At 64.0% G+C, this 24,999-nt stretch carries 17 protein-coding genes; 3 read left to right on the top strand and 14 right to left on the bottom strand.

What is annotated here, in order from left to right; translation table 11 throughout:
* Window positions 1-46: 46 nt before the first annotated feature.
* From AABB87_RS00830 to AABB87_RS00810, 5 genes are all read right to left on the bottom strand, one after another.
* Window positions 47-1,318, bottom strand: a complete 1,272-nt coding sequence (locus tag AABB87_RS00830; protein WP_058721241.1) for a Glu/Leu/Phe/Val family dehydrogenase — start codon at window positions 1,316-1,318, stop codon at window positions 47-49.
* 206 nt (window positions 1,319-1,524) lie between these two features.
* Window positions 1,525-4,104 (bottom strand): zinc-dependent metalloprotease, encoded by a 2,580-nt coding sequence (locus tag AABB87_RS00825; protein WP_341969223.1) that lies wholly within the window; start codon window positions 4,102-4,104, stop codon window positions 1,525-1,527.
* 187 nt (window positions 4,105-4,291) lie between these two features.
* Window positions 4,292-4,852 (bottom strand): hypothetical protein, encoded by a 561-nt coding sequence (locus tag AABB87_RS00820; protein ID WP_341969222.1) that lies wholly within the window; start codon window positions 4,850-4,852, stop codon window positions 4,292-4,294.
* A 586-nt stretch (window positions 4,853-5,438) separates the two neighbouring features.
* Entirely contained in the window at window positions 5,439-6,587 is a 1,149-nt protein-coding gene (locus AABB87_RS00815) for an ABC transporter substrate-binding protein (protein ID WP_445944819.1), read from the bottom strand.
* Window positions 6,588-6,632: 45 nt separating this feature from the next.
* Window positions 6,633-7,097 carry a MarR family winged helix-turn-helix transcriptional regulator gene (locus AABB87_RS00810; RefSeq protein ID WP_341969221.1) on the bottom strand — a complete coding sequence of 155 codons (465 nt, stop codon included), beginning with the start codon at window positions 7,095-7,097 and terminating at the stop codon, window positions 6,633-6,635.
* Window positions 7,098-7,220: 123 nt separating this feature from the next.
* On the opposite strand from AABB87_RS00810, the gene AABB87_RS00805 reads away from it, so the two are divergent.
* The gene (locus AABB87_RS00805) at window positions 7,221-8,459 is read left to right on the top strand and encodes a flavin-dependent oxidoreductase (RefSeq protein WP_341969220.1); all 1,239 of its coding nucleotides are present in this window, start codon (window positions 7,221-7,223) and stop codon (window positions 8,457-8,459) included.
* Window positions 8,460-8,601: 142 nt separating this feature from the next.
* On the opposite strand, the gene AABB87_RS00800 is transcribed toward AABB87_RS00805, so the two are convergent.
* The 3 genes from AABB87_RS00800 to AABB87_RS00790 are packed head-to-tail and all read right to left on the bottom strand — an operon-like array spanning window position 8,602 to window position 11,752.
* Window positions 8,602-9,819: an ABC transporter permease gene (locus AABB87_RS00800; protein WP_058721244.1), complete on the bottom strand. Its 1,218-nt coding sequence runs from the start codon at window positions 9,817-9,819 to the stop codon at window positions 8,602-8,604.
* Window positions 9,816-10,520, bottom strand: a complete 705-nt coding sequence (locus AABB87_RS00795; protein WP_341969219.1) for an ABC transporter ATP-binding protein — start codon at window positions 10,518-10,520, stop codon at window positions 9,816-9,818. Before AABB87_RS00795 ends, AABB87_RS00800 begins: the two co-directional genes overlap by 4 nt.
* On the bottom strand, window positions 10,520-11,752 hold the full coding sequence (locus AABB87_RS00790; RefSeq protein ID WP_341969218.1) for an efflux RND transporter periplasmic adaptor subunit: 1,233 nt from the start codon (window positions 11,750-11,752) through the stop codon (window positions 10,520-10,522). Before AABB87_RS00790 ends, AABB87_RS00795 begins: the two co-directional genes overlap by 1 nt.
* A gap of 286 nt (window positions 11,753-12,038) precedes the next feature.
* On the opposite strand from AABB87_RS00790, the gene AABB87_RS00785 reads away from it, so the two are divergent.
* Both AABB87_RS00785 and AABB87_RS00780 read left to right on the top strand, forming a co-directional pair.
* Entirely contained in the window at window positions 12,039-12,569 is a 531-nt protein-coding gene (locus tag AABB87_RS00785; protein WP_341969217.1) for a GNAT family N-acetyltransferase, read from the top strand.
* Window positions 12,570-12,629: 60 nt separating this feature from the next.
* Entirely contained in the window at window positions 12,630-14,627 is a 1,998-nt protein-coding gene (locus AABB87_RS00780) for a cation:proton antiporter domain-containing protein (protein ID WP_341969215.1), read from the top strand.
* Between the two features lie 149 nt (window positions 14,628-14,776).
* Here the strand turns inward: AABB87_RS00780 and AABB87_RS00775 are convergent, their stop codons facing one another.
* The 6 genes from AABB87_RS00775 to AABB87_RS00750 form a co-directional block, all read right to left on the bottom strand.
* Entirely contained in the window at window positions 14,777-16,465 is a 1,689-nt protein-coding gene (locus AABB87_RS00775) for a SulP family inorganic anion transporter (RefSeq protein WP_341969213.1), read from the bottom strand.
* A 17-nt stretch (window positions 16,466-16,482) separates the two neighbouring features.
* Window positions 16,483-18,600, bottom strand: a complete 2,118-nt coding sequence (locus AABB87_RS00770) for a diguanylate cyclase (RefSeq protein ID WP_341969212.1) — start codon at window positions 18,598-18,600, stop codon at window positions 16,483-16,485.
* Entirely contained in the window at window positions 18,597-20,747 is a 2,151-nt protein-coding gene (locus AABB87_RS00765) for a GGDEF domain-containing protein (protein WP_341969210.1), read from the bottom strand. The genes AABB87_RS00770 and AABB87_RS00765 overlap by 4 nt, the downstream gene beginning before the upstream one ends.
* A gap of 230 nt (window positions 20,748-20,977) precedes the next feature.
* A complete protein-coding gene (locus tag AABB87_RS00760) occupies window positions 20,978-22,669 on the bottom strand; it encodes an ABC transporter ATP-binding protein (RefSeq protein ID WP_341969208.1) in 1,692 nt (563 codons plus the stop codon).
* A 7-nt stretch (window positions 22,670-22,676) separates the two neighbouring features.
* The gene (locus AABB87_RS00755; protein ID WP_341969206.1) at window positions 22,677-23,735 is read right to left on the bottom strand and encodes an ABC transporter permease; all 1,059 of its coding nucleotides are present in this window, start codon (window positions 23,733-23,735) and stop codon (window positions 22,677-22,679) included.
* A 43-nt stretch (window positions 23,736-23,778) separates the two neighbouring features.
* Window positions 23,779-24,717 (bottom strand): ABC transporter permease, encoded by a 939-nt coding sequence (locus AABB87_RS00750; protein WP_341969203.1) that lies wholly within the window; start codon window positions 24,715-24,717, stop codon window positions 23,779-23,781.
* Window positions 24,718-24,999 lie beyond the last annotated feature (282 nt).

Below are 24,999 nucleotides of genomic sequence, written 5' to 3'. Positions count from 1 at the left end.
GGGTGGCCTTTTTTGTGCACGAAGGCGCCGGGGCGCCGGTTCGATATCAGGGGTAGAGGCCGCGCTCTTCACGCGCTTCCAGCACCCGCGTGCAAGCCACCACGAAGGCGGCGGTGCGCAGAGTGATGCGGTGCTGCTCCGACACATCCCAGATGTGCTTGAAGGCGCCGGTGATGATCTTGTCCAGACGGACATTGATCTCGTCTTCGGTCCAGAAGAAGCTGCTGAAGTCTTGCACCCACTCAAAGTAGGACACGGTCACGCCACCCGAGTTGGCGATCACGTCCGGCACCACCACGATGCCGCGATCGGCCAGCACGGCGTCGCCATCAGGCGTGGTCGGGCCGTTGGCGCCTTCCAGCACCAGGCGGGTCTGCAGGCCTTCGGCGCGCTCTTTGCTGATCTGGCCTTCCAGCGCAGCCGGGATCAGGACATCGCTCTTGACCTTCCAGAAGTCTTCGTTGGCGATCTTGTCACCGCCGCTGAAGCCGCCCACGCCGCCGGTCTTGGCCACATGGTCCAGCAGGTTTTGCATATCAAAACCGCGCTCGTTCAGGATGGTGCCGGTATGGTCTTGCACGCACACGATGCGCGCACCGCTGGCCGCGAACAACTTGGCCGCGATGGAGCCCACATTGCCGAAGCCCTGCACGGCGATGCGCGCACCTTCCATCTCGATGCCCAGGCGGCGCATGGCTTCACGGCCGATCACGAACACACCGCGGCCGGTGGCCTGCACACGGCCCAGCGAACCGCCCAGGGCGATGGGCTTGCCGGTGACGACGCCGGTGGCGGTAGCGCCCACGTTCATCGAATAGGTGTCCATCATCCAGGCCATGATCTGGCCGTTGGTGTTGACGTCGGGCGCGGGAATGTCTTGCTGCGGGCCGATGATGATGCCGATCTCGCTGGTGTAACGGCGCGTTACTTTTTCCAGCTCTTTCTTCGACAAGGCCTTGGGGTCGAGGCGAATGCCGCCCTTGGCGCCGCCGTAAGGCAAGTTCACGGCCGCGTTCTTGATCGTCATCCAGGCCGACAAGGCCATCACTTCTTCCAGCGTCACATCGGGGTGATAGCGCACGCCGCCCTTGCCCGGGCCGCGGGTCAGGCTGTGCTGCACGCGGTAGCCTTCATAGTGGGCGATGGTGCCGTTATCCAATTCGATCGGCACGTCCACGATCAGCGCACGCTTGGGGCGACGCAGGGTCTCGACCCAGCGCGCCAGATTGCCCAGGTAGGGCTCCACCGCATCGATCTGCGAGAGATAAGTGCCCCAAGGGCTGTTGCGAGTGGGCGAGACAAAGGACAGGTTGGGCATGTAATGCTCCGTAACTTTTGGTGGCCCGAACGGTATCAAGACTTGACCCCATCCGTCCCTAAAGTCCGAAGCCGAGTGCACATGCCGCTATGCGGCTTGCGCATAGGGCGTGCGTTCAGCGAGCATTGCTGGCCTGAGGCGGCACGGCCCCGAGCATGCCAACGGCATGCTCGGAGCGCCAATCAACGCAAACAGCGCCGCTGCGCTCAGGGCATGCCGATCTTCTGCAGCCGCCCCACTTGCAGCGCCATATCGGCGAAGTGCAGGCGGTCGGCCTCGACCGCGGCGCTGCGCGAGGCGGCCTCCAGTCGGGTCTTCATCGCCGGCAGGCTGGCGTGTAGCCAGGGGATGAAGACGGTGTCGTCACCGGTCTCGACCATGGCCTGGGCGGCGGCCGGTGTCAGCGGCAACTCGGCCCGCAAGGCCTCGGCCATCTTCTTCTCGTCAGCGCCGCCCTTGGCCCAGGCGTTCAGCAAGTCCTTGGCCGCGTCGATATAGCCGCGCTGCAAAGCGCGCCGGGTCGGGCTGCTGCTCTTGAGATCACCCCAGACCGCGGCGTTGATGTCTTTGCCCAAGTCCAGCGAGGAGTAGGCCGCCGGATTGCTGCGGCGCTGGCTCTCCAGCAAGGCCACGGTGGAGCCGGCCATCAAATCGCTGACCATGCCCGCCTGCAGCCGGTCGATGGCGGCGTAGCCACCGTAGACCGACACCCGCTCCACCACCGCCGGGGCCGCATAGGGCTCCAGCGAGGCCGCCCCCTCGCCCAAGAGATATTGCAAGGCCTGCTTTTGCTCGGCCGCTGACACCTGCGTGGGCAAGCGGCTCTTGCCATCGTCCATGGCCGGCATCACCCCAGCCAGCAGGCGATTGACGGACTTCAGCAAGCCGACATGGCGCGACAGCATCACGCCGTAAGTGGAGGCATAGAGCTTGGCATCGCCACCGGTCGCGGCGTCCAGTTGATCCAAGGAGCGCCGCAGATTGGCCACCCCCAGGCGGGTGGCTTGCACCCGTTCGGCGCCGGTGTTCTCGGTCAGCACGCGGGGGTCGAGGTGGAAGCGGCTGATCAGCTCGGCCGACTCTTCGCTGGCCCAGAACAAGCGGCGGTCACGCGCGAAGGTCTCGGCAAAAGCAGCCAGTTCGCGCCGCTCGCTGGCCGGGTCACTGCCGAAGCGGCCGTAGCCGAACTTGATGGCGGCGAAATCGTAGGGGCCGATCACGCTCCACAACTGGGTGATGCCATCGCCCGGCTGCGCCACCTGATTGAAGCGCCCGTAGGCCATGATCGAGCTGTTCGGGCCATAGCGGTTGGCGAACTCGGGCTGGCGCATCTGCGCCACCGTGTGGGCGGTGGACGCAATCTGGTTATGCATCAGGCCCAAGGTGTGGCCGACCTCATGGGCGACGATATAGCTCAGCAAGGCGCCCGACTTTTCGGTAGACAGCGGCAGCGTGCGCGCGCCGGCATCCACGCTGCTGAACAGCGCCCAGTAGTACTGGCCGAAGCCTTCAATCACCGCCGGCCAGATTTGGATATGGGCCGACAGCGTCTCACCCGAGCGCGGGTCGGTGACACGCGGGCCCATGGCATTGATGTTCTCTTGGGGCACCCAACGGATGACGTTGATGGTGACATCTTCCGGCGACCATTCCGGGTCTTGCTCGGGCGTGGGCGCATCCAGCACGCGAATGGCATTGCTGAAGCCCGCCGCCTCGAAGGCCGGCAGCCACTGCAGCACGCCAGCTTTGACGTAAGGCTTCCAGCGCTCCGGCATGCCGCGCCCCAGGTAGTAAGTGATGGGCTTGATGGGGTCGCTGAGCGGCGCTGCGGGGTCGGCCTTTTCCAGGCGGAAGCGGCCGATCAACGCTTGCTTGTCTTGGGCGCTGCCGCGCTCGGACTCAAACTCGGTGTAGTCGTTCTGGAAGAAGCCCACCCGCGGGTTGGCCGGGCGGCCAGCCATCGGCTGCTCGGGCAAGAACACGATGGAATGGCCCAGCACCACCGACACCGGCTGCGGCCCCGCCATCGGCTCTGACTTCAGCCCGGCCAGAAAGGTGATGTGCGAGCGCACCGTCAGCGCGTCGCCACGCACGCGCACGCCGTCGATGTACGACTTGCTCGGATCGACCGCCGCCGGCACCGCGCCCACCTTGGCCAGGATGCTGCGGCCTGTGGCGGCCCCAATATCGTTGGAGAAGGTGGCCGTCACATCCAGCACCGTGCTGCCATCGGGCAAGCTGCCCACCACGGGAAAGCTGGCGATCAGCGCGCCGGTTTCCGAACTGCTCAGGGCCACATCGATCGGGCGGACCTTGGGGTCTGCGCTGGCCGCGCCAGGCGGGTCATTAGCTTGCGCGCCGGGCAAAGTGGGGCCGCCCGGCGAAACACCGGCGCGGCGCTTTTGCGTCGTGCTCAGGTCCCGCACATGGATGATGTTGCCCACGCGCTCGAAGCGGGCCAGCAAGCTGCTGACTTGCAAGCCCTTGTCAGCAGTGACCGCACCGGCCGGCACCCGCACCAGCTCCGTGTACCAGAGCAGCGGCTTGCCAACAGCCCCAGGCGGCAGCACGACCAAAGTGCTGGCACCCTTGCGATAAGCACTGAAGCGTGCGGCGCCAATGCGCTGCGCGCCCTGCAGCACCGCGGCCGGATCGGCCGGCTGCGCTGCGGCGCTGGCCACAGGCTGCGGCACGGCTTGGGCGAATGCGGCGCCAGGGTCAAAGACCAGCGCGGTGATGGCGGCGGTGGCCGCAGCAGCGGCAATCAGCTTCGAGGTGAGAGGCATGAGCTCACTCCTGTATGGGGCTGGTCGCGGCAGCAACGGCGCCGCATTCCGGTGGGTCTTGCAATAGGTATGGCGGTGGCCGGTGCAGTGCAGTGCGAATTGCGGGGGCTTACGCCACCCGATTTACTTCGACATCTACCTCGGCCTGGCCTTGCGCTCGGCCATATTCGCGGCCTTGCATGTGGCCTTATTCGCTGACGATCTGTCCCTTGGTGCCAGCATCGCTGTCGGTCCAGGTGTCTTCGCCCTTGAGGCGGCGGTCGCCTTGAATTCTGTATGTGATGGTGCCGGTTTTGAAGGTCAGGCCGCCATCGCTGCGCTTGGCTTTGACCTGCTTGCCATTCACCCAAACATGCTCTTTGGCGTCGATGCGGATGGTGGCGACGGTGGCACCGCTGTCTGCCTTGGCCACCCATTGCCCAGCGTAGGGGTTCTGAACCGTCGGGCTGGCTTTTGGCGCAGCGGCTGCAGCGGGAGCAGCCGCCTCATTGACGAAGCCAGCCTTGGCGTTTTCCGCCTTGGTCTTATGGATGTCGCAGCCCTGGGCTTCTGACACCTGTGTGCAGCCGGAGCGCTCCAGTTGTTGGGCATATTTGGAATTGATGGCAAATGCGCTGGGCTGAATGGCTAGCGCCAACAGGGCTAAAGCCAATGACTTTGCTTTCATGAAACGTCCCTTTCGAGATTGAGTTAGGGGTGAAGTGACGGATAGATTCTTGTTCGCGGGCACCGTCAGCGGCAGGCGCATCGCCGCCATGGCAAGGCTGCGCAACGTGCTCATCAAGGGTCTGGCCAAGCGAAGGAGGCGAGGCGGTCGAAGCATCATCAAGACTCCGGTGAAGCGATTGCTTCGGGCGGCGCCAGACACAGTCTTTTCGTCGCGGAGACTCGATGAATCGAGCCTGCATCACGAGGGCGAATTGAGCTGGAAAGCTGGTGTGGGCGCTGAAGCAAAATCAGCATATCACCAACGTATCGGCGCCAAATGAAGGCTTTGTGGCACCCCAAGCCGGGCGCTGAATTTGAATTCTCAGCGCAACTTCTTGTGAGAAGCTGCCGAGGGTTATTCGGCTTTGATGGGCTTGGAAGGTGCCAAGCCCATCACCGCTTCTTGCGTTGCATCGGGGTGATGGCGTACACCAAGGCTGTGCTGCTAACGCTAGCCTTCATCGCGGTCAATGCTGACCCAAGCCAACTCAATCGGCACATCCACGATCAGCGCGCGCTTGGGCCGGCACAAGGTCAAGCCAAGCGCGGCATCGGCTGTGAAACAAGTTACGTCCGGCTTTGTGGGTCGCAAACGCCAAGGCCTCCCGGCCTGAGCGCCGACAGCTTTAGTTCGCCAGCTTCCAGTCGCCCTTGTCGATCGTCAGCAAAACACGCGCATTGTCTTCCAGGCCCCAGTGGTCCTTGGCCGAGTAGCGGATCACACCCTGGGTGATGGTCACGCCTTTGCTGTTCTCCAGCGCGTCCTTGAGCGCGGCGCGGAATTCCGGCGTTCCCGGTTTGCCCTTTTTGAGCGCCACTGGCACCGCGGCCTGCAGCAGTAGGTGCGCGTCGTAGCCATGCGCCGAGAACTGGTTGCGCGTGCCCGCGCCAAACTGCTGCTCGTAGCGCTCAACGAACTCGGTCGCCAGCTTCTTGGAGGGATGCGCCGCTGGCAAAGATTCCGGCATCACCGCCAACCCAGCCACCACGATCGCGCCCTCAACATCCTTAGCGCCCAAACGGATCAGGTCACGCGAAGCGGCGCCATGGGTCTGATAGATCTTGCCCTTGTAGCCGCGCTCCACCATGGCTTTGTGCGGCATCGCGGCGCCGCTGCCCGACGCACCGATCAGGATGGCGTCCGGGCGCGCCATGGTGAGCTTGATTGCCTGCGCCGTCACGCTGGTGTCGGACCGTGCGAAGCGCTCCGTCGCCAGCGAAGTGAGACCGGCCTTCGCCGCCAACGCTTCGAAAGCCTTCAGCCAGGTCTCGCCATAAGCGTCGGAGAAGCCGAGAAAGGCATAGGTCTTGATGCCGCTCTTCTTCATATGCTCGACCAAGGCGGAGGCCATCAAGGGCGTGGACTGCGCCACGCGGAAAGTCCAGGCGTCCTTGCCTTCGGGGAGATCGACCGGCGAGGTCGAGATCTGCACCGTCTGCCCTTCAAGCGCGACAGCCGACAGCGCAATCGAGGCCGGCGTGGCGGTGGAGCCGACGATCACGTCCACCTTGTCCTCGGTGATGAAACGGCGCCCGTTCTTGACCGACTGCGTCGTGTCAGAGGCATCGTCCAGCATGATGAGCTTGACCTTCTCGCCGCCGATGGTGTCGGGCCACAAGGAGATGCCGTTCTTGGTCGGGATGCCAAGGCCCGAGGCCGGGCCGGTCAGCGGCAGACTCACGCCGATGGTGATATCGGCATGCGCGGCGCCGACGAAGGTAAATGCACTCAACATCGCGACAAGCAAAGGGCGGATCGACTTCTTCATCATCATGTCTCCTGGCTAGTTTGAACTAAGGGCACGCCACGCGGCCGGCTTTCAACTCTCGGGGGCACACAGCTTGCGCAGCAGCGCAAGCAGCTGTTCTTTCTCGGCCTGGCTCAAGGCGGCAGAGATACGTTCGTCGTGCTCTTTCACCGCTTGCTTGTAGCGCTTGAGCTGGCGTGCGCCGGCTTTGGTGAGCAGCAAGCTGTAGGAGCGGCGGTCGCCAGAAGCCTGGCGCTCGATCAAGCCCTTGTTCTCGAAGTCGTCGATGATCGCAACCACGCCGGAGCGCGCGATACCCATCACTTCGGCCAGGCGTGTCTGCGAAATTCCGGGGTTGCTCTCAACAATCACCAGCGAAGAAAAGCGCTGAGGCGTGATCTCTTCCGCCCCCATGGTCGCGCCGAAATCTTCGTAGATGGACAGCTGCGCACGCCGCACCGCATAGCCGACCAAGTCGTCGAGCACACCGTACGCCACACCGTCGATGCTGGCATTGAAATGAATGCGCTGGGCCAAACCGTCTCCTCGTCTGCGCCCATCCGGCGCTTGTGTTCCGCGAAATAACTGTTATAGGATATAACAATTCAGCGAGAACGTCATTTCCTAATGCTGAAGCAACAACATGAATTGGAGACGGGCGTGAAAGTCACAATTGCAGGCGCCGGTATCGGCGGGCTTAGCTTGGCACTGATGCTGCACGAACGCGGCATCGAGGTGGAAGTATTCGAGGCCGTTGGCGCCATCAAGCCACTCGGCGTTGGTATCAACCTGCTGCCGCACGCCAGCCAGCAACTATGCAAGCTCGGCCTGGAAGACGCCTTGGCTGCCAATGCGATTGAGACCTCCACCCTGGCTTACTTCAACCAGTTCGGCCAAGAGATCTGGCGCGAGGCCCGCGGCCGTGCGGCCGGCTACGACTCCCCGCAGTTCTCCATCCATCGCGGCGAACTGCAGATGGCTTTGCTGGCGAAAGTGCAAGAGCGCATCGGCAAGGACAAGGTTCACAGCGGCCACGCTTTCACATCGTTTGAACAAATCGCCGACAAGGTCGTCGGCCAGTTCACGCGCCGTGAAGACGGCGCCACGGTGCAATCGGAGTGCGATGTGTTGGTCGGCGCAGATGGCATCCATTCGTCGGTGCGCAAGTTCCTCTATCCGAATGGCGACCAGCCCCGTTTTTCAGGGCGCATGCTGTGGCGCGCGGTGACGGAAGCTGAGCCCTATATGGACGGGCGCAGCATGTTCATGGCCGGGCATCAGGATCAGAAATTCGTCTGCTATCCGATCTCGGAGCCCCTGCGCCGCGGCGGCCGCTCGCTGATCAACTGGATCGCCGAGTTGCGCGTGCCCAATGGCGAATTACCCAGCACAGACTGGAATCGCAAGGTCGACAAATCCGTCTTCGCGGCGCCCTTCCAGAACTGGAAATGGGACTGGATCGACATCCCCGCCATCATCGACGGCGCCAAGGAAATTTACGAGTTCCCGCTGGTCGATCGCGACCCCTTGCCGCGCTGGACTTTCGGGCGCGTCACGCTGCTGGGCGATGCCGCGCATCCGATGTATCCGATCGGCTCCAACGGCAGTGCACAGGCCATCCTGGACGCGCGCTACCTGGCCGACTGCCTGGCGGATGACGCCGACACTTCATATGCACTGCGCGAGTACGAAGCCGAGCGTCTGCCCAAGACCACCGGCATCGTCTTGCGCAACCGCATGAACGGGCCGGAACAGGTTATGCAGATGGCCGAGTCGCGCGCACCGCAGGGCTTCACAAACATCGATGAGGTGATTCCGCGCCAAACGCTGGAAGCCATCTCCCAGCGCTACAAGCGCCTGGCGGGGTTCGACAAAGACAGCTTGAAGACAAAGGCCTGAACGAACGCCCGGCTCACGTTTTGCGCCCTATGCCGCGCCGGCCAGTCGAGCCGGCCATGCCCCTCGCGCTCGGCCGATTGGCCGAACGGGACACCGGGCGGGGCCGTCCGACTTCAGGCCAAATGCCGATCCGCCCGCGGAATCAATCCTGCCTCAAGCACTCAATTGGCAACAACTTGGACGCCCGACGCGCCGGGTAGTAGCCAAAGAACACGCCCACGCCGCTGGCAAAGCCCACGGCCACCAGGATGTGCTTGAAGGCCAGCACCATTTCGAACTTGCCGGTGGCATTGACCGCCGCCACGCCCAGCGCGGCCAGGCCGAGGCCGATCAGGCCGCCCACCAGGCATAGCAGCACCGCCTCGCCGAGGAACTGCCACAGCACATCGCGCGGCTTGGCGCCAATAGCCATGCGGATGCCAATCTCGCGTACCCGCTCACTCACACTGACCAGCATGATGTTCATGATGCCGATGCCGCCGACCAGCAGCGAGATTGCACCGATCACGCCCAGGCCCAAGGACAAGCCGGTGCCGATGGCCGCCCCGGTCTTGGCGATGCTGGCCAGGTCGGTGATGGCGAAGTCGTCCGGCTTGTCGCCGGTGATGTGGTGGCGGTCGCGCAGCAGCTCGGCCACGTCTTGCTGCGCGTCGGCCATGCCCGCTGCGTCTTTGACTTGCAAGCTTATGTAGTGCACCAGGCCGGGCCGCGCCAGGCGCAGGGGCATGGCACTGATGGGCACCAGCACCAGTTCGCCGAGTTCGGTGCCGTCCAGCGTGCGGCCCGAGCCGCCCATCACGCCGATGATGGTGAAGGGCTGGCCGTCCATGCGCAAGACCTGGCCCAGCGGATCGCGGCCGGCGTAATGCGTGCTGGCCAGCTTGGAGCCGATCACCACCACCCGGCTGGCGGCCTGCACATCGCGCTCATCCAGCGGCACGCCGCTTTCCACCCGCCAGTTGCGCAGGGCAATCATGGCGGGGGTGACACCCAGCACGGTCTGGTTGCTATTGCTGTCGCCGTACTGCAGCTGGAAAAAGCCTTGCAACGCCGGGGCCGCACCTTTGAGCGAGGGCAGCTGGGCCAGCGCGCGCGCATCATCCACGGTGAGGTTGGGCACCTCGCCGCTGCGTCGGCGCACGCCGCCACCGTCCACCGGCGTGCCGGGTTGCACGATCAGCTGATTGCTGCCCAGCACCGACAGCTCCTTCGCGATGAAGTTGCGTACGCCATCACCCACGCTGAGCATCATCAGCACCGAGGCGATGCCGATCACCACGCCCAGCATGGTCAGCGCACTGCGCAGGCGATTGGCATTGAGCGAGCGCAGGGCTTCGATGAAGATTTGAATCGGGTTCATAAATGCGCCTGTTCCGAGGGCAGGCCGTCAAAGGCCACGCGGCCATCCTTGAGCCGCACCAAGCGCTTGGCCTGCAGGGCGACCTCGGGCTCATGCGTGACCAGCACGATGGTCAGGCCGAACTCGCGGTTCAGCCGCGCCAGAATGGCCAGCACCTCGGCGGTGGTTTGGGTGTCGAGATTGCCGGTAGGTTCGTCGGCCAGCAACAAGGGCGCCTCGTTGGCGAGCGAGCGCGCAATCGCCACGCGCTGCTGTTGGCCGCCGCTGAGCTGATTGGGCATGCGCTTGGCAAACTCACCCAGGCCCAGCTGATCCAGCAGCTGCTGGCCACGCGCGCGCGCCGCGCTACGGGGCTTGCCTGCATAGATCAGCGGCAGGGCCACGTTGTCCAACACCGTCATGCGCTTGAGCAGATTGAAGCTCTGGAACACAAAACCGATTTCGCGGTTGCGCAGGCTGGCGTGCTCGGCCGTGCCCAGCTGGCTGACGTCACGCCCCTGCAGCAGCAACTCGCCGCTGTCGCAGCGGTCCAGCAAGCCCATCAAGTTCATCAGCGTGCTTTTGCCCGAGCCGCTGGAGCCCATCAGCGCGAGGTAGTCGCCGCGCTGCACGCTCAGGTCTATGCCGTGCAGCACCGGGGTGACGATGTCGCCGCTGCGGTAACTCTTGGTGATGCCGCGCAGGGCCAAGACGGCCGACATTACAGTTCCGCCTTGCCGTCCACGAGCACGCGGCGCGTCACCACCGCATCGCCCTTTTTGAGGCTGCCGCTGCTGATCAGCTCGGTGAACTTGGTATTGGCAATGCCCACCGTCACCTCGTGCGCTTGCAGGCGTTTGCCCGCGTCCAACGTGTAAACGCGGTAGACCCGCGCGCCACCACGCAGGGTGGAGAGCACGCCGTCGTCATCGGGCCGGTTGACTTGTACAGCGGATGCGGAAGAAGCTGCGGATGCCGGCGCGGAGGCAGCGCCGGCCGCCTTGTCACGATTGAGCTTGAGTTCTTCTTCCGTCGGCACAAAGCGCAGCGCCGCGGTGGGCAGGCGCAGGGCTGTGGGGCGCTGCGCCACGACGATGCGGGTTTGCGCCGTCATGCCGGGTTTGAGTTCGCCGTCTTCATTGGGCACATCCACAATCACCGTGTAGGTCACCACGCCCTGGGTATTGGTGGCGTTGAGGCGGAACTGCTGCACCCGGCCTTCGAACTCACGGCTCGGGAAGGCATCGACCACAAAGCGCACCTGCTGGCCTTCACGCAGCTGGCCCACATCGGCTTCGGACACATTGGTCTGGATCACCATTTCACGCAAGTCCTTGGCGATCAGGAACAGCTCCGGCGTCTGGAAGCTGGCGGCCACGGTTTGGCCCACATCCACACTGCGCTTGATCACCACACCATCCACCGGCGAGCGAATCACGCTATTGGCCAGGTCGGTCTGCGCGGCGTCGAGCTGGGCGCGGCTGACTTCTACCTGCGCCAGCGCGGCGTCCAGCTCTCGGCGGCTTTGGTCGCGCTGAGGGGCGGACAAAAAGCCTTGCTTGACCAAGGACTCGTTACGCTCGTAATTGCCGCGGGTGAATGCCACCTGCGCCTCGGCCGAGCGCATGCTGGCCCTGGCCTGGCGCACCCGGGCTTCGAAATTGGCCGGATCCAGCCGCAGCAAGACCTGACCCTTTTTGACCTTGTCGTTGAAGTCCACCAAGCGCGTGATGACGGTGCCGCTGACCTGCGAGCCCACCGTCACCACCGTCACCGGCTGCAAATTGCCATTGGCCATCACCACCTGGGTGATGGCGCCTTCGTCCACCTCGCTGACTCGAAAGGGCGAGGGCTTGGGGTTCTTACCCGCCTGCTGCTGCATCCATCCGGCGCCACCGGCCAGCAGGGCCAGGGCGGCAAGGCCGAGGCTCAGGCGCTTCTTCAACTTGGTCAATTGCTTCTCCTGCCTGCGCTGCTGGGAGGCACGCAGGCTTGGGCTTGGGTTAATGGGCTTGGCCGCATGTCTGGCTGCGGCCCGGCAATTCAAGCGGCGGGGTCGGTAAAGCGGAAAATTTACCTGGCCGCCAATCGCTTTGGCGGGCCGAGTATCTCCGCCTTGCCCGCACCTGCGCTGTGCCATGCGACGAATTGCCGCCACGGCCGTTTGATTGGCGGAAACCCCGCCACCAATGACGAGTGTGCGAAAGTCAGGCCTCGCGCTCAAAAGGAGGATCGCCCGCATGACCTTGCTCACTACCGCGCGCCTGCGCCTGGAACCACTGACCGACGCCCACTTCGACGGCCTGCACCGCCTCAACAGCGACCCCGAGGTGATGCGCTACATCACCGGCAAGCCCGACACACCGGAAGACACCCAGCTGATGATCGACCGCGTCAAGGCGCGCTGGGCCGAATGGGGCTATTCCTGGTGGGCCTTCATCGAGCAAAGCACCGGCGAGCTGATCGGCGCGGGCTGCATCCAGCATCTGGGCCGGGTGATCAGCGGCCCGCATGAAATTGGCTGGCGCTTGCGGCGCGACCGCTGGCACCAGGGTTATGCCAGCGAAGCCGCCCAGCGCATGGCCACCTTCGCCTTCGATGACTTGAACGCCCCGCTGCTGTGCGCTGTGCGCATGCCTGACAACCTTGCCTCCGGCCGGGTGATGGACCGTCTGGGCATGCGCTACACAGGCGTGGAACACTGGTACGACATGGACATGGCCCGCCACGATGTGACGCGGGCTGACTGGCTGGCGCGCAGCCCGGTCTGAAAGCCCTTTTCCAAAGGAGTAAGGCCCTAGCGCCACCCTAACGCCGTTTAACATCGGCCCATGGTGTCCTCACTCGATCTTGCCCTGCTTTACCTGGTCGCCGCCGTGCTGGGGGTGGTGGCTTGCCGCAGCCTGAAGCTGCCGCCCATGCTGGGCTATCTGGTGGTGGGCGTGCTGATCGGGCCGCACGCCCTGGCTTTCGCCGGCGACACCACCAGCATCCGCTACCTGGCGGAGTTCGGCGTGGTGTTCCTGATGTTTGTGATCGGGCTGGAGTTCAATCTGCCCAAGCTGCGCAGCATGCGCACCCTGGTGTTCGGCCTGGGCCTGTGCCAGGTGCTGCTGACCATGCTGGGAACGCTGGCCGGGCAATGGCTCTTGGACACGGTGGCGGACTATTTCCACCTGCCCTGGGACTTGGGCTGGAAGGGCGCCCTGGTGCTGGGCGCGGCCATGGCGATGAGCAGCACGGCCATCGTGGTCAAGCTGATGGCTGAGCGGCTGGAGCTGGAAAGCGAGCACGGCAAGCGCGTCATCGGCGTGCTGCTGTTTCAGGACTTGGCAGTGGTGCCCTTGCTGGTGATGATTCCGGCGCTGAACAGCAGCGGCGCGGAGATGGTGCAATCGCTGGCCTGGGCCAGCCTGAAAGCCATCGCCCTGTTGGCCATTTTGCTGGTGGGTGGGCAAAAGGTGATGCGCTGGTGGCTGACCCTGCTGGCGCGGCGCAAGAGCGAAGAGCTCTTCATGCTCAACATCCTTTTGGTCACCCTGGGCCTGGCCTGGCTGACCGAGCATGCGGGCCTATCGCTGGCCCTGGGCGCTTTTGTGGCCGGCATGTTGATCGCCGAGACCGAATACAAGCACCAGGTGGAAACCGACATCCGGCCCTTCCACGATGTGCTGCTGGGCCTGTTCTTCATCACCATCGGCATGAAGCTGGACTGGCGCTTGCTGCTGGCGCAATGGCCCTTGGTGCTGCTGCTCAGCGTGCTGCCGATTCTGGCCAAGTTCGCCCTCATCACCGGCCTGGCCAAGCTGTTCCGCGCGCCCACTGGCGTGGCGCTGCGCACCGGCATCTATCTGGCGCAAGCGGGTGAGTTCGGCTTTGTGCTGCTGACCCTGGCCAGCCAGCATGAGCTGATTCCGCCGCAGTATGTGAGCCCGGTGCTGGCGAGCATGGTGCTGTCGATGCTGGCCACGCCCTTCTTGATCATGTTCAGCAATCGCATCGTGATGAAGCTGTCCAGCAGCGACTGGATGATGCAGTCGCTGCAGCTCACCACCATCGCCAAAAAGGCGATCAAGGCCGATGCCCATGTGATCATCTGCGGCTACGGCCGCAGCGGCCAGAACCTGGCGCGCTTGCTGGAAGGCGAGCACATTCCCTATATGGCGCTGGACCTGGACCCAGACCGGGTGCGTCAGGCGGCAGCCGCTGGCCAGAGCGTGGTGTTCGGCGACGCCGCCCGGCTGCAGAGCTTGATGGCGGCCGGCCTGGCCCGCGCCAGCGCGGTGGTGGTGAGCTACCCCGACACGCCCTCGGCCCTGAAGATCTTGCATCTGGTGCAGCAGCATGCGCCGCAGGTGCCGGTGGTGGTGCGCACGATTGACGACAGCGATCTGGAACGCCTGCGCGCCGCCGGCGCCACCGAGGTGGTGCCCGAGGCGATCGAAGGCTCGCTGATGCTGGCCAGCCATGCGCTGGCCCTGGTGGGCGTGCCGATGCGGCGGGTGATCCGCCTGACCCGTGACGCGCGAGATGCGCGTTATGGCCTGCTGCGTGGCTACTTCCATGGCGCCGACGACGACACGGCGGAAGACCGCCATCACGCCCGCCTGCGCTCGGTCACCTTGCCTGCAGCCAGCGCCTATGCCGGGCAGGCCTTGGCCGTGTTGGCGCTGCACGCCACCGGTGTTTCGGTGGTGTCGCTGCGCCGCGCCAGCGGTGCGGTGGTGCCGGCCAGCGATACGCTCTTGCTCAGCGGTGGCGACACCCTGGTTCTGGCCGGCGTGCCGGAGGCACTGGCTCTGGCTGAGGAAAAACTGCTGCGGATTTGATCCGTAGCCAGTTGCGCTTAATCAGTGGGTGACAGCCTTGCCGCAGGTATCGCGGCAAGTCCTTCGGCAGCCGAGCCAAGCCTTCCGGCTTGTCTGTGCAGCCTCAGAGCTGCTCAGGCCTACCTTCGGGCGGTCTGTCACGCAAAACCCTAAATAACCGGGCTCGGGTCATCCCGCATGGGGCGCTCACCCTCGACCATGCCCTGGTGGTAGCTGAGGAAGAGCTGGCCCTCAAACCATTCTTGCCAGCCGCTGGCGCGCAGGCGATCCAGCACGGGGCCTTTGACCTCGGAGAGATCCAGGCGCACACCCTGCAACTTCAGGGTCGCTTGTAGGTCACGCAAGGCTTCCAGGCCGCTGAAGTCAATGCTATTGACCGGCGACATCATCAGCAAGACCCGCCGCGCCTGCGGTTGCCCAGCCAGATAGCCCTGCACCACATCGCCCAGGCTGCGCGCATTGGTGAACAGCAAGCTCTCGTCGATGCGCAGGCCCAGCACATCGGCCTGCAACTCCACCGCATGGCGCTCGACATTGCGGTAATGCTCGGTGCCGTAAACGCGGCCGAGCTGGGCCACATGAGGCCGCGCGCTGCGCTGCAAGAGCAGGGCGATCGAGCCCAGCACACCCAGGCCTAGGCCGACCGACAAGTTCACGCCCAGCACGGTCAGCGTGACCAGCAGCATCAGCAGCGCCTCCGGGCGCGCATAACGCCAAGCCTGGCCGAAGGGCTGCAGCTTGAGCCCCGACAACACGGCCACCAGAATCGTGGCCGACAGCACGGTCTTGGGCAGCCAGGCCAGCACATCGGCCAACAGCCACAAGGCCAACAGCATGAACACCGCCACCAAGGCGCCGGCCAGGCGGGTGCGGCTGCCCGCGTCGTGCAGCAAAACGCTGCGCGAAAAACTAGCCGCCACCGGCATGCCGCCACTGCATGCGGCCACGCAGTTGGCCAAGCCCAGGGCGCGCAACTCGGCCGCGGCATTGATCCGCTCACCGCGCTTGCGCGCCAGCGATTCGGCCACCACCAGGCTGCTGACATAGGCCATCAGTGCCAGCAGCAGGGCGTTCGGCAGCATGTCCCACCACAGCGCAGCGTCCAGCCGCGGCAGGCTCAAGCCCAGCGTCAGCGGCGGCAGGCCGCCCAGGAGGCGAACACCAAACGAAAGCGCATCAAGCTGCCAGGCCAGCAACATGGCACCCAGCAAAAGCACCAGCGGGGCCAGCCGCGCCAAGGCGCCCGGCAGCCAGCGCCGCGCGGCCAGCAAAAGCGCGCAAGTCATGACGCCAAACGCCAGCGTCGGGCCATGCCAGCTCACGCCGTGCGACCAGACTTCCCGCAGCAAGGCGGGCACATCCGCGCCCTGCACCGGGCTGCCGATCAAGACCGGAATCTGGCTCAGCGCGATGCTCAAGGTGGCGCCGGTTTCAAAACCATGCAGCACCGGCACCGACAGCAAAGACGCCAGCGCATGCAGGCGCAGCGCCGCGGCCAGCAGCAGGATCAGGCCCATCTCGGCCGCCAGCACCAGCGCGCCTTCGCTGGGGCTGACCCCGGCGGGCAGCTTGCCCAGGGTCTGCGCGATCATCAGCGCCAGCACCGCCACCGGCCCCACGGCCAGGGCCGGGCTGGTGCCAAGGGCTGCATAGGCCAGCAAGGGCAGCAAGCTGGCATACAAGCCCACCTGCGGCGGCAAGCCGGCCAACATCGCGTAGGCCAGGCTTTGGGGAATCAGGAGCACGCTGACAACAAAGGCGGCCAGCAAGTCCGCCGCCCAGGTTTGCCTATGCTGGTCAATCACGCCGCGGTGCCAAGCGGCCAGTTTCTGTTTCATGCAGCCATTGTCCGGATTTATCCGGCCTGGGGTCCACGCACCTCGCTCAGGCTGACGCGCGCGGCGCTGCAGGCAGCATCAAAATCGGCTTCGATCTGGGACAGATCTTTGCTGTCCTCGGCCAGCACGCTTTGAATGCCCATGGCGCGGTTGCGGCCCTTGGCCTTGGCGCAGTAAAGCGCCATATCGGCCCAGTTGACCGCCTGCTCCCAATGCAGAGCGAGGCCTGTCGGCGGCAAGGGGAACTGGGCAAAACCAATCGAGGCCGTCACCCGCAACTGCCCCTTGGGCACAAGCACCGGGCTACCGCCTACGGTTTGCAAAATGCGCTCGGCCAACTGGCCCAGGCGCTCAAGCGTGACGTCGGCGGCGTAGATCAGAAACTCTTCACCACCCCAGCGCACCACCAGATCGTCCTGGCGCACCGCATGGCTGATGCGCCGCGCCACCTCGCAAATCACCACATCGCCGACGGCGTGGCCATGCTCGTCATTGACATGCTTGAAGTGGTCGATGTCTATCATCAGCAAGGCGCCGCTGAAGCGCTCGCCCGGCTTCGCCGCCATCACGCCGAGGAAGTGGCGGCGGTTGGCCAGATCGGTCAGCGGGTCACGCTCGCTCTGAGCCCGCAGCAAGGCCTCATTGGCCTTCAAGCGCTTATTGGCCGCGCGCACCCGCCGCACCATCACCGTGGTCAGCAAGAGCGACAGCAGCAAGAGCGCCGCCACCGCGACACCGACCTGGGTGACGAGGCTGCGGTTGGTCAGCTGCCTGTCCTTGAGCGCGTTGTCACGCGCCAGCAGTTCCAGCACGCTTTGCTTGCGCTCGCTGTCGTACTTGATTTGCAGCTGCTTCAGCGCGGCAGCACGGTAATTGGCCTGCAACTCAGCATTGAGCTTGCGCTCGGCGTGATAAACCTCGATGGCTTTCTTGGACTGGCCGGCGGCGGCCCAAGCTTCGCCTTCCTCACGCAACTCGGCCAGACGCTGGCTCTGGTCGGCCTTGCCCTGACGCAAGGCCTCAGCACGCGCCATTTGCTGTCGCGCCTGGTCAAACTTGCGCAGCAAGATATAGGCAATTCCCAGGTTGTGGCGCAGGCTACGTTCAGCATCCAGGTCTTGGAGTTGCAGCGTCACCGGCAGGGCTTGATAGGCCCACTTGAGCGCCTGTTCTGGCTGGCCTTGATGCAGATAGGTGTCGGCCAGAGAGACCTGAATCCGTGTCAGCACCCGCACGGCATCGGCCTGCTGCGCGAACACCAGGCCCTCTTCCAGCACCTTGAGTTGCAACTTGGGGTTACCTTGTTGGGCCGCCTGCGCGCTTTCATAAATCTTTGCGTGGGCCATGGCCACCGGGTCGCCCTGCGCGGTTTGCAAGGCACGCACCAACCAGCGCCGGGCCGCCTCAACCTGCTGCTGAGCCTGACTGGTGCGCGCCAAGCCGCCCAGGCTGAACACCTGCAGCAGGGTGCTGTCACCCGCCTCAGCCAATGCCAGGGCGCGTTTTGCCGTGGCTTCGACAAAGGGCAGCGCGCCTTGTCGGTGCTGCTGGCGTTCCAGAATACGCAGCGCCGCCCACATGGCCCGGAAGTCACAGGCATTGCTGGCAACGCTGGCGCGCAAATCGTCCGCAGGGCAGCCGCGCTCCAGGATCGTTACAGCGGTATGGGCGAATTCAACGGCCTGCTTATGTTGGCCTTGCCGCTCCAGCAACTCGGCGCGCAGCAAGGCCGCATGGCCAGCAAAGCCCGGCACAGCGTCCAGCTCGGTGGCCAAGGCCTGAGCTTTGACAAAGTCGGCACCGAACACGGCGATGCGGGCCTCGGCAAAGCGCAGTTGCAGCGCATGGCTTGGGTTAGCGGGCTCAGACGGCAGCTGCTGCAAAGACCGCAGCGCTTCCTCCGGCCGGTCATAGGCGCGCCAGACCAGCCGCAAGAGTTGGGCCTCCAGCACCGGCTCCAGCCGCAACTCGGCCGGCGGCTGAGACGCCGCGGTGGTGGCGGTGGTGGTCGCGCTGGGGCTGCTTGCCGAGTTAACTGGGTTGGGCGCGGCCGCCAACAGCGCCGCTGGCCAGAACACCAGGGCAAAGGCCAATTGCCGCACATGCCACCCGCCCTGCAAAGCGCCACCCCTCATGCCGGCACCTCCGGCGACGCCACCGGCCCATGCAAGGTCTGTACGCTGATATGTCCGGCCTGCCAGGCAGCTTCCATCTGCGCGGCCAGGGCTTGCAACTCGGGCTCGTCCTTGGCTTGCATGCTCTCAATGCCGTAGGCCTTGTTGCGGCCATGCGCCTTGGCCATATACATGGCCGTATCGACCAGGTCGATGGCGCGCTCCCAGCTTGGCAGCAAGCCATGCGGCTGCACCGGCAAGCTGGCAAAGCCGATCGAGGCGGTGACATGAATGCTGTCGCGGCCATGCTTGATGGGCTGGCTGGCTATCAAGTCGAGCAGGCGTTGCGCCAGCAGCTTGGCATCCGTCGCCTCATGGGCAGCCACCAGAATCAAGAACTCCTCGCCGCCCCAGCGCACCACCAAGTCAAGCTCGCGCAAGGCAGCGGTCAAGCGCTTGGCCACCTCGATCAAAACAGCATCACCCGCGGCATGGCCAAACACATCGTTGATGCGCTTGAAATGATCGATGTCGATCAGGAACAGGGCGCCGCTGAACTGCGGCTGGCCCTCGCCGCGCTGGATCACGGCCTGGAAATGCCGCCGATTCGCCAAGCCTGTCAGCGGGTCACGCTCGCTTTGAATCTTCAAGGCCTCATTGCTGCGCGCCAGCGCCTGATTGGTCTTGCGAATGCGCTGGTAGGCCAGACCCAGCAAGACCGATGACAAGACCACGCAAGCGCCCACCGCGGCCCAGAGCTTGAGCTGCAGATCGCGCGCGCGCAGGCGCTCGGCTTTGAGGTTGTTGTCACGGCCCAGCAGATCCAGCGCCTTGCTGCGGCGCTCGTCGTCGTAACGGGCATCCGCTTCCAGCATGGTCTTGCGGGTGTCTTCCCGAAACGCTTCATCGGACCAGCGCCGGTGCTGCAAATAGGCCGCGATGGCCCCACTGGCATCGCCCGCCCGGTCCAGGTAGCCACCCAGCTCCAGCCAGCCACTGGCCGCCCCGCTGACGGAGCCCGCCTTGTTTTCCAGGGCGATGGCCTGAAGCACTTCGCGCCGACCTTCCTCGACCCGCTTCAGGCCGATATTGCCAAAACCGATGTTGTAGCGCGCCACCAACTCGGCGACTTGGTCGTGGCTGGACAGCGCCAGCGGCAAAGCCTCTTCGGCCGCCTTGATCGCATCGGCATAGCGGCCCATTTTCAGCATCACATCGGCGCTATTGGCCAAGGCCAAGGCGAGCAGTCTGTCGGATCCCACCTGACGGGCATTGGCAATGACCTGCGCCGAAGCCTGGCTGGCCTGTTCAAGATCATGACGCTCGGTGAAGGCAATGGCACGCGAGTTATGGACCGAGTAGAGCAAGACCGGGTCGGGATCCTTCATCGCCTCCAGCAGTGCCTCATCCGCCAATTGCTGCGAACGTTCAAACTGCTGGGCATTGGCACAAAGGGAGGATAGCTGCGCCAGGTTGACGGCACGGCGCCAGGACTGGCCCATCCGGTCGGCGACCTTCAGGGCCTCCAAACCAGCCGCAATGGAGCCGTCGAAATCACCCACATCGGCCTTTTCCAAGGCCAGAAAGAGGTAGAAACGCTGCAGCATCGGCTTGGGCATCTGGCTGTCAAGAAAAGCCGGCAGCGCAGCCATGGTGCGAATGGCTTGCTGCCTTTCGCCCTTTTCCGACAGCAATTTAGCCTGCAAAAAGCTGTGCGCCATTTCGGCCAAGCCGCGACCCGGCCCCTCGGGCCAGGTCCGCAAGGCGGACAGCATCTGCTCGGCCAACTGTTGATTCTTTTGCCCCGCGGCCTGTTCACCGCGCATGGTCAGGATCTGCAGGCGCTCGGCACTGCCAGGCGCGCTGCGCGCCTGCAACTCGCTCAGCAAAGCCTCGCTGCGGGCGTAATTGCTGGTGGCGAGCCGCTCCACCGCTTCAATTTCCCGCAGCAAGTCAGCATCGGCCGGCTGCTTGAAAGCCGAACTTGCGACCTGCCCTTGCTGCAATTGAGACGCCCCCGTCGGCGCCGCATCCTGCGGCCCGCAGCCAGCACTCAGCAGGGCCAGGCTCAGCAGGGCGCCGCGCAGGCTGCAACTCGTCCATCGGGGCGATAGTTCCCCCGAGACGTGCGCGCCCTTCGATTCATAGTCCCAGCAAGCCATGCTCATTCGCAGTTTTATCGGCAGCGATGCTTGAATCTTGACCACTCAGCCATGCGCTCAAACGTGACGTAATGATCAAAGTAATCATCCACTTGCATGGTAGGTCACGCCGGCACCGGATATGGGCATCGGCGCCAGCTTCTACGGGTTTATCGCGAAGAATCACCGCGCAAAACCATGAAAAAAGGCGGCACAAGTGCCGCCTTTGAGCTCGCTCTCAGACCACAAGTAGAGACTTAGGCCGCGTTGGCAGTCACTGCCGCCGGCTGGTAGCCGCGCGGCACGGCGCCGAGCAGGCGGCGTGTGTACTCTTGCTTGGGATTTTTCAGCAGGGCCTGGGTTTCGCTTTGCTCCACCACATCGCCGTTTTGCATCACCAGCACTTCGTCGGAGATGAACTTCACCACCGCCAGGTCATGGCTGATGAAGATATAGGACAGCCCGAACTCGTCCTGCAAATCCTTCAGCAGATTGAGCACCTGGGCCTGCACCGACACGTCCAGCGCCGACACCGATTCGTCCAGCACCAGCACCTCGGGGTTGAGCGTCAGGCAGCGTGCGATGGCAATGCGCTGGCGTTGGCCGCCCGAGAACTCATGCGGGTACTTGCCCAGCACCGAATCATCCAAGCCAACCTTCTTCAACAAGGCGCTGGCGCGGGCCAGGCGTTCCTCGTAATCCTTGCCGATATTGTGGATCTCCATCGGCTCGACCAAGGTCTGAGCGATGGTGAAGCGCGGGTTCAGCGAGGCATAGGGGTTCTGGAACACCACCTGGATGCGACGGCGCATTTGCTGCCAGTCCGGGCCGCTCATCTTCAACAGGTCTTTGCCTTCGAACAGCACCTCGCCACCGGTGGGCTCATGCAAGCGCAGCAGGGTCAGGCCCATGGTGGTCTTGCCCGAACCGGACTCGCCCACCACGCCCAGGGTGTAGCCTTTGCGCAGCTTGAAGTTGACGTCCTTGACGGCCACGAACTCCTTTTTGCTGAACAGGCCGGACTTGAAGAAAAAGCTCTTCTTCAGGCCCTTGGCTTCCAGAATCACCGGTGCGTTGGGATCTTTGCGATTGACGGCCGCCGTGGCCACGCGGCCGGCGATGTGGTCGTCGATCACCATCAGGCGGTCGGGGTTCTCTTCCAGCGAGGGGCGGCAGGCCAGCAAGGCCTTGGTGTAGCTGTCTTGCGGGCTCTTGAAGATCTGCGCCACGGGCGCCTTCTCGCGGATCTCGCCATGGCGCATCACCACCACTTGGTCGGAGATTTCACCCACCACACCCAGGTCGTGCGAGATGAACAGCAAGCTCATCTTGTGCGTTTCCTTGAGCTTGGCCAGCAACTCCATCACCTGGCGCTGGATGGTCACATCCAGAGCAGTGGTGGGCTCGTCGGCGATCAGCAGCTTGGGCGAGCAAGCCAGGGCCACGGCAATCATGACGCGCTGCTGCTGGCCGCCCGACATTTCATGCGGATAGCTGTGCAAGCGGCGCTTGGGGTCGGGGATGCCCACTTCATTGAGCAGCTCCTCGGCCCGCACCAGGGCCTGGCGCTTGCTCATGCCCATGTGCTTGATCAGCGACTCCATGATCTGGTCAGCCACGGTGAACACCGGGTTGAGCGAGCTCATCGGGTCCTGGAACACGCAGGCGATCTCGCGGCCGCGGATGCCTTGCAACTCGCTCAGCGAGGTCTGCAGCAGGTCACGGCCCTGGAACAGGATCTTGCCCTGGCGCTCGGCGTTCTCGGGCAGCAGGTTGAGGATGGACATGGCGGTCACGCTCTTGCCCGAACCCGACTCGCCCACCAGGGCAACGGTGGAATTCTCCGGCACGTCAAAGCTGACGCCCTTGACGGCCAGGGTGCGCTGCATTTGGCCGTTAGAACGGCCCATGCGGAAAGCGACTTTGAGGTCTTGAATACTCAACAACATTTTCAAATCACTCCAGGCCGCGCAGTTTGGGGTCCAGCGCATCCCGCAAGGCATCGGTAAACAGCGCAAACGCGGTCACAAAGATGGCCATCACGGCCGTCACCGCCGCCAGCTGCCACCAGTAGCCCAGGATCAGCTCGCTCTGCGACTCGCTCAGCATGGTGCCCCAGGAAACCTGGTCCACGCCCACGCCCAGGCCGAGGTAAGACAGGATCACTTCGCTCTTGATGAAGCCAACCACATGCAAGCTCAGCTGCACCAAGGCCACATGCGAGACATTGGGCAAGATGTGCTTGAACATGCGCGAGAACTTGCTGGCGCCAATCGCCTCAGCCGAGCGCACATATTCGCGCACCGAGTGCTTCATGAACTCGGCGCGGATCAGGCGGTAAATGCCGGTCCAGCCGGCCAGGCCCAGAATCATCACCACGGACAAGACACCGCGGCCGAAGATCACCGCAAAGGCGAAGATCAGCAAGATGCTGGGGATGGCGGTGAAGACGTTGTAGACCCACTCCAGGAAGTCGCCCACCTTGCCGCCGAAGAAGCCCGACAGGGCGCCCAGCACGGTGCCGATGATGGTGGCCACCACGGCCGCCAGCACACCCACCAGAATCGACACCTCGGCGCCCTTGATCACCTTGGCCAAAACATCGCGGCCCAGGCGGTCGCCGCCCAGGGGCAGGGTCTCGGCCTTGACGGTCACCTCGGTTTTGTAGGCCTTGGCGCGCTCTTCCCATTCGGCGTATTTCGGCGCCAGCGGGTCGATATCGCTCAGGTCCACATTGGGGCCTTTGGGCGCCACCAGGGCGCCTTGCGCCTCGGCGGGCGCCGGGCCCATCATTGTTGGCGGCGCATTCGGCACGCCCACTTCCTTTTGCCAGTTCTTGGCCACCAAGCCGGTGCTGGAGGCGATCACCAGCAGCAGGAAAAAGCCCACCACCACCATCGAGACCATGCCGACTTTGTCGCTGCGAAGCCGGCGCCAGGCGGCGTGCCAGACGCCCTCGGACTTGTTCACGGCCTTGGGTGCCGCCTTGTGATTGGATGACAAAACCGCACTCATTTCGCAACTCCGAAGCGGAATGAAACAGAAGAATTCTTGAGTTTCATTTCAGCACCACCCGTGGGTCAACCAGCTTGTAAAGCAGGTCGGTAATCAAGTTCACCACCATGGTCAGGAAGGCGATGTAGATCGCGAACGCCTGGATCACGGGGTAGTCGCTGCGGTTCACCGCCAGCAAGATCTCACGGCCCAGGCCGGGGATGGAGAAGAACACTTCCAGCAAGAAGCTGCCCACGAACACGCCCGGCAGTGCCACCGAGATATTGGTCATGATGGGAATCATGGCGTTGCGCAGCACATGCTTGAGCAGAATCGTGCGCTCGGTCAGGCCCTTGGCGCGCGCGGTGCGCACATAGTCGTGGCCGATTTCGTCCAGGAAGAAGGTGCGATACAAGCGGGTGTAGGGCGCAATCGCCACCGCCACCGCCACAAAAATGGGCAGGGGCGCGTAGGTGGTGAGGTTGGTCCAGACGCTGTCCGTCCAGCCCTGCACCGGGAACCAGCCCAGGCGGAAGGCGAACACATACTGGCCCACGATCACATAGACCAGCAGCGAAATCGACACCGCCACGGTGCTGACGATCATCACCGTGCGGTCGGTCAGGCTACCGCGCACATAGGCCACGGCCAGGGCGAAAGGAATCGCCAGCAACACTTCCAGAATCAGGATGGGCAGCATCACGGTCAGCGTCGCCGGCAGGCGGCTGGCAAACAGGCTGGAGACCTGCTCGTTGGTGGCCCAGCTCTTGCCCCAGTCAAAAGTGATGATCTGCTTGATGAAGATCCACAGCTGTTCCCACAGCGGCTTGTTCAGGCCCAGCTGCTCGCGGATGGCGTTGATCTGCTCGGGGCTGGCATTCAAGCCGCCCATGATTTCGGCCGGGTCACCGCCGAAGAATTTGAAGAGAAAGAACACCAGCAGCACGACCCCCAACAGGGTCGGAATCATTTGCCACAGGCGCCTGAACAGATAGGCCACCATTACTACGGATCTCCAAGAAACGGCCGTGCGCTGGCACGGCGGTGAGTCTGAACCCGCTTGTGATGGGCCCTGAACTCGAAAAAGGGGGTCGGGAAAGAAATGTGGCGCGAGTCTAGTCGAATGAGCGCGCCCGCTGCCCTGGCATTTGTCCGGTGGTCCGCAAATAAAGCAGCGCGCGGGCGGAGTGCGCCCATTTGTCAAGCGGCGCCGCCGTAGACTGCGCGTTTGGCGAGGCGGTCCAAAAGAATGCCCGCTCCTTTTTTTGTCGTTCCAGGAACCGAA

The sequence above is a fragment of the Roseateles sp. PN1 genome, assembly GCF_038419725.1.
Taxonomy (GTDB): Bacteria; Pseudomonadota; Gammaproteobacteria; order Burkholderiales; family Burkholderiaceae_C; genus Paucibacter_A.
The sequence above is the reverse complement of the archived record's forward strand: the minus strand, read 5'-3'. Positions and strand labels throughout refer to the sequence as shown.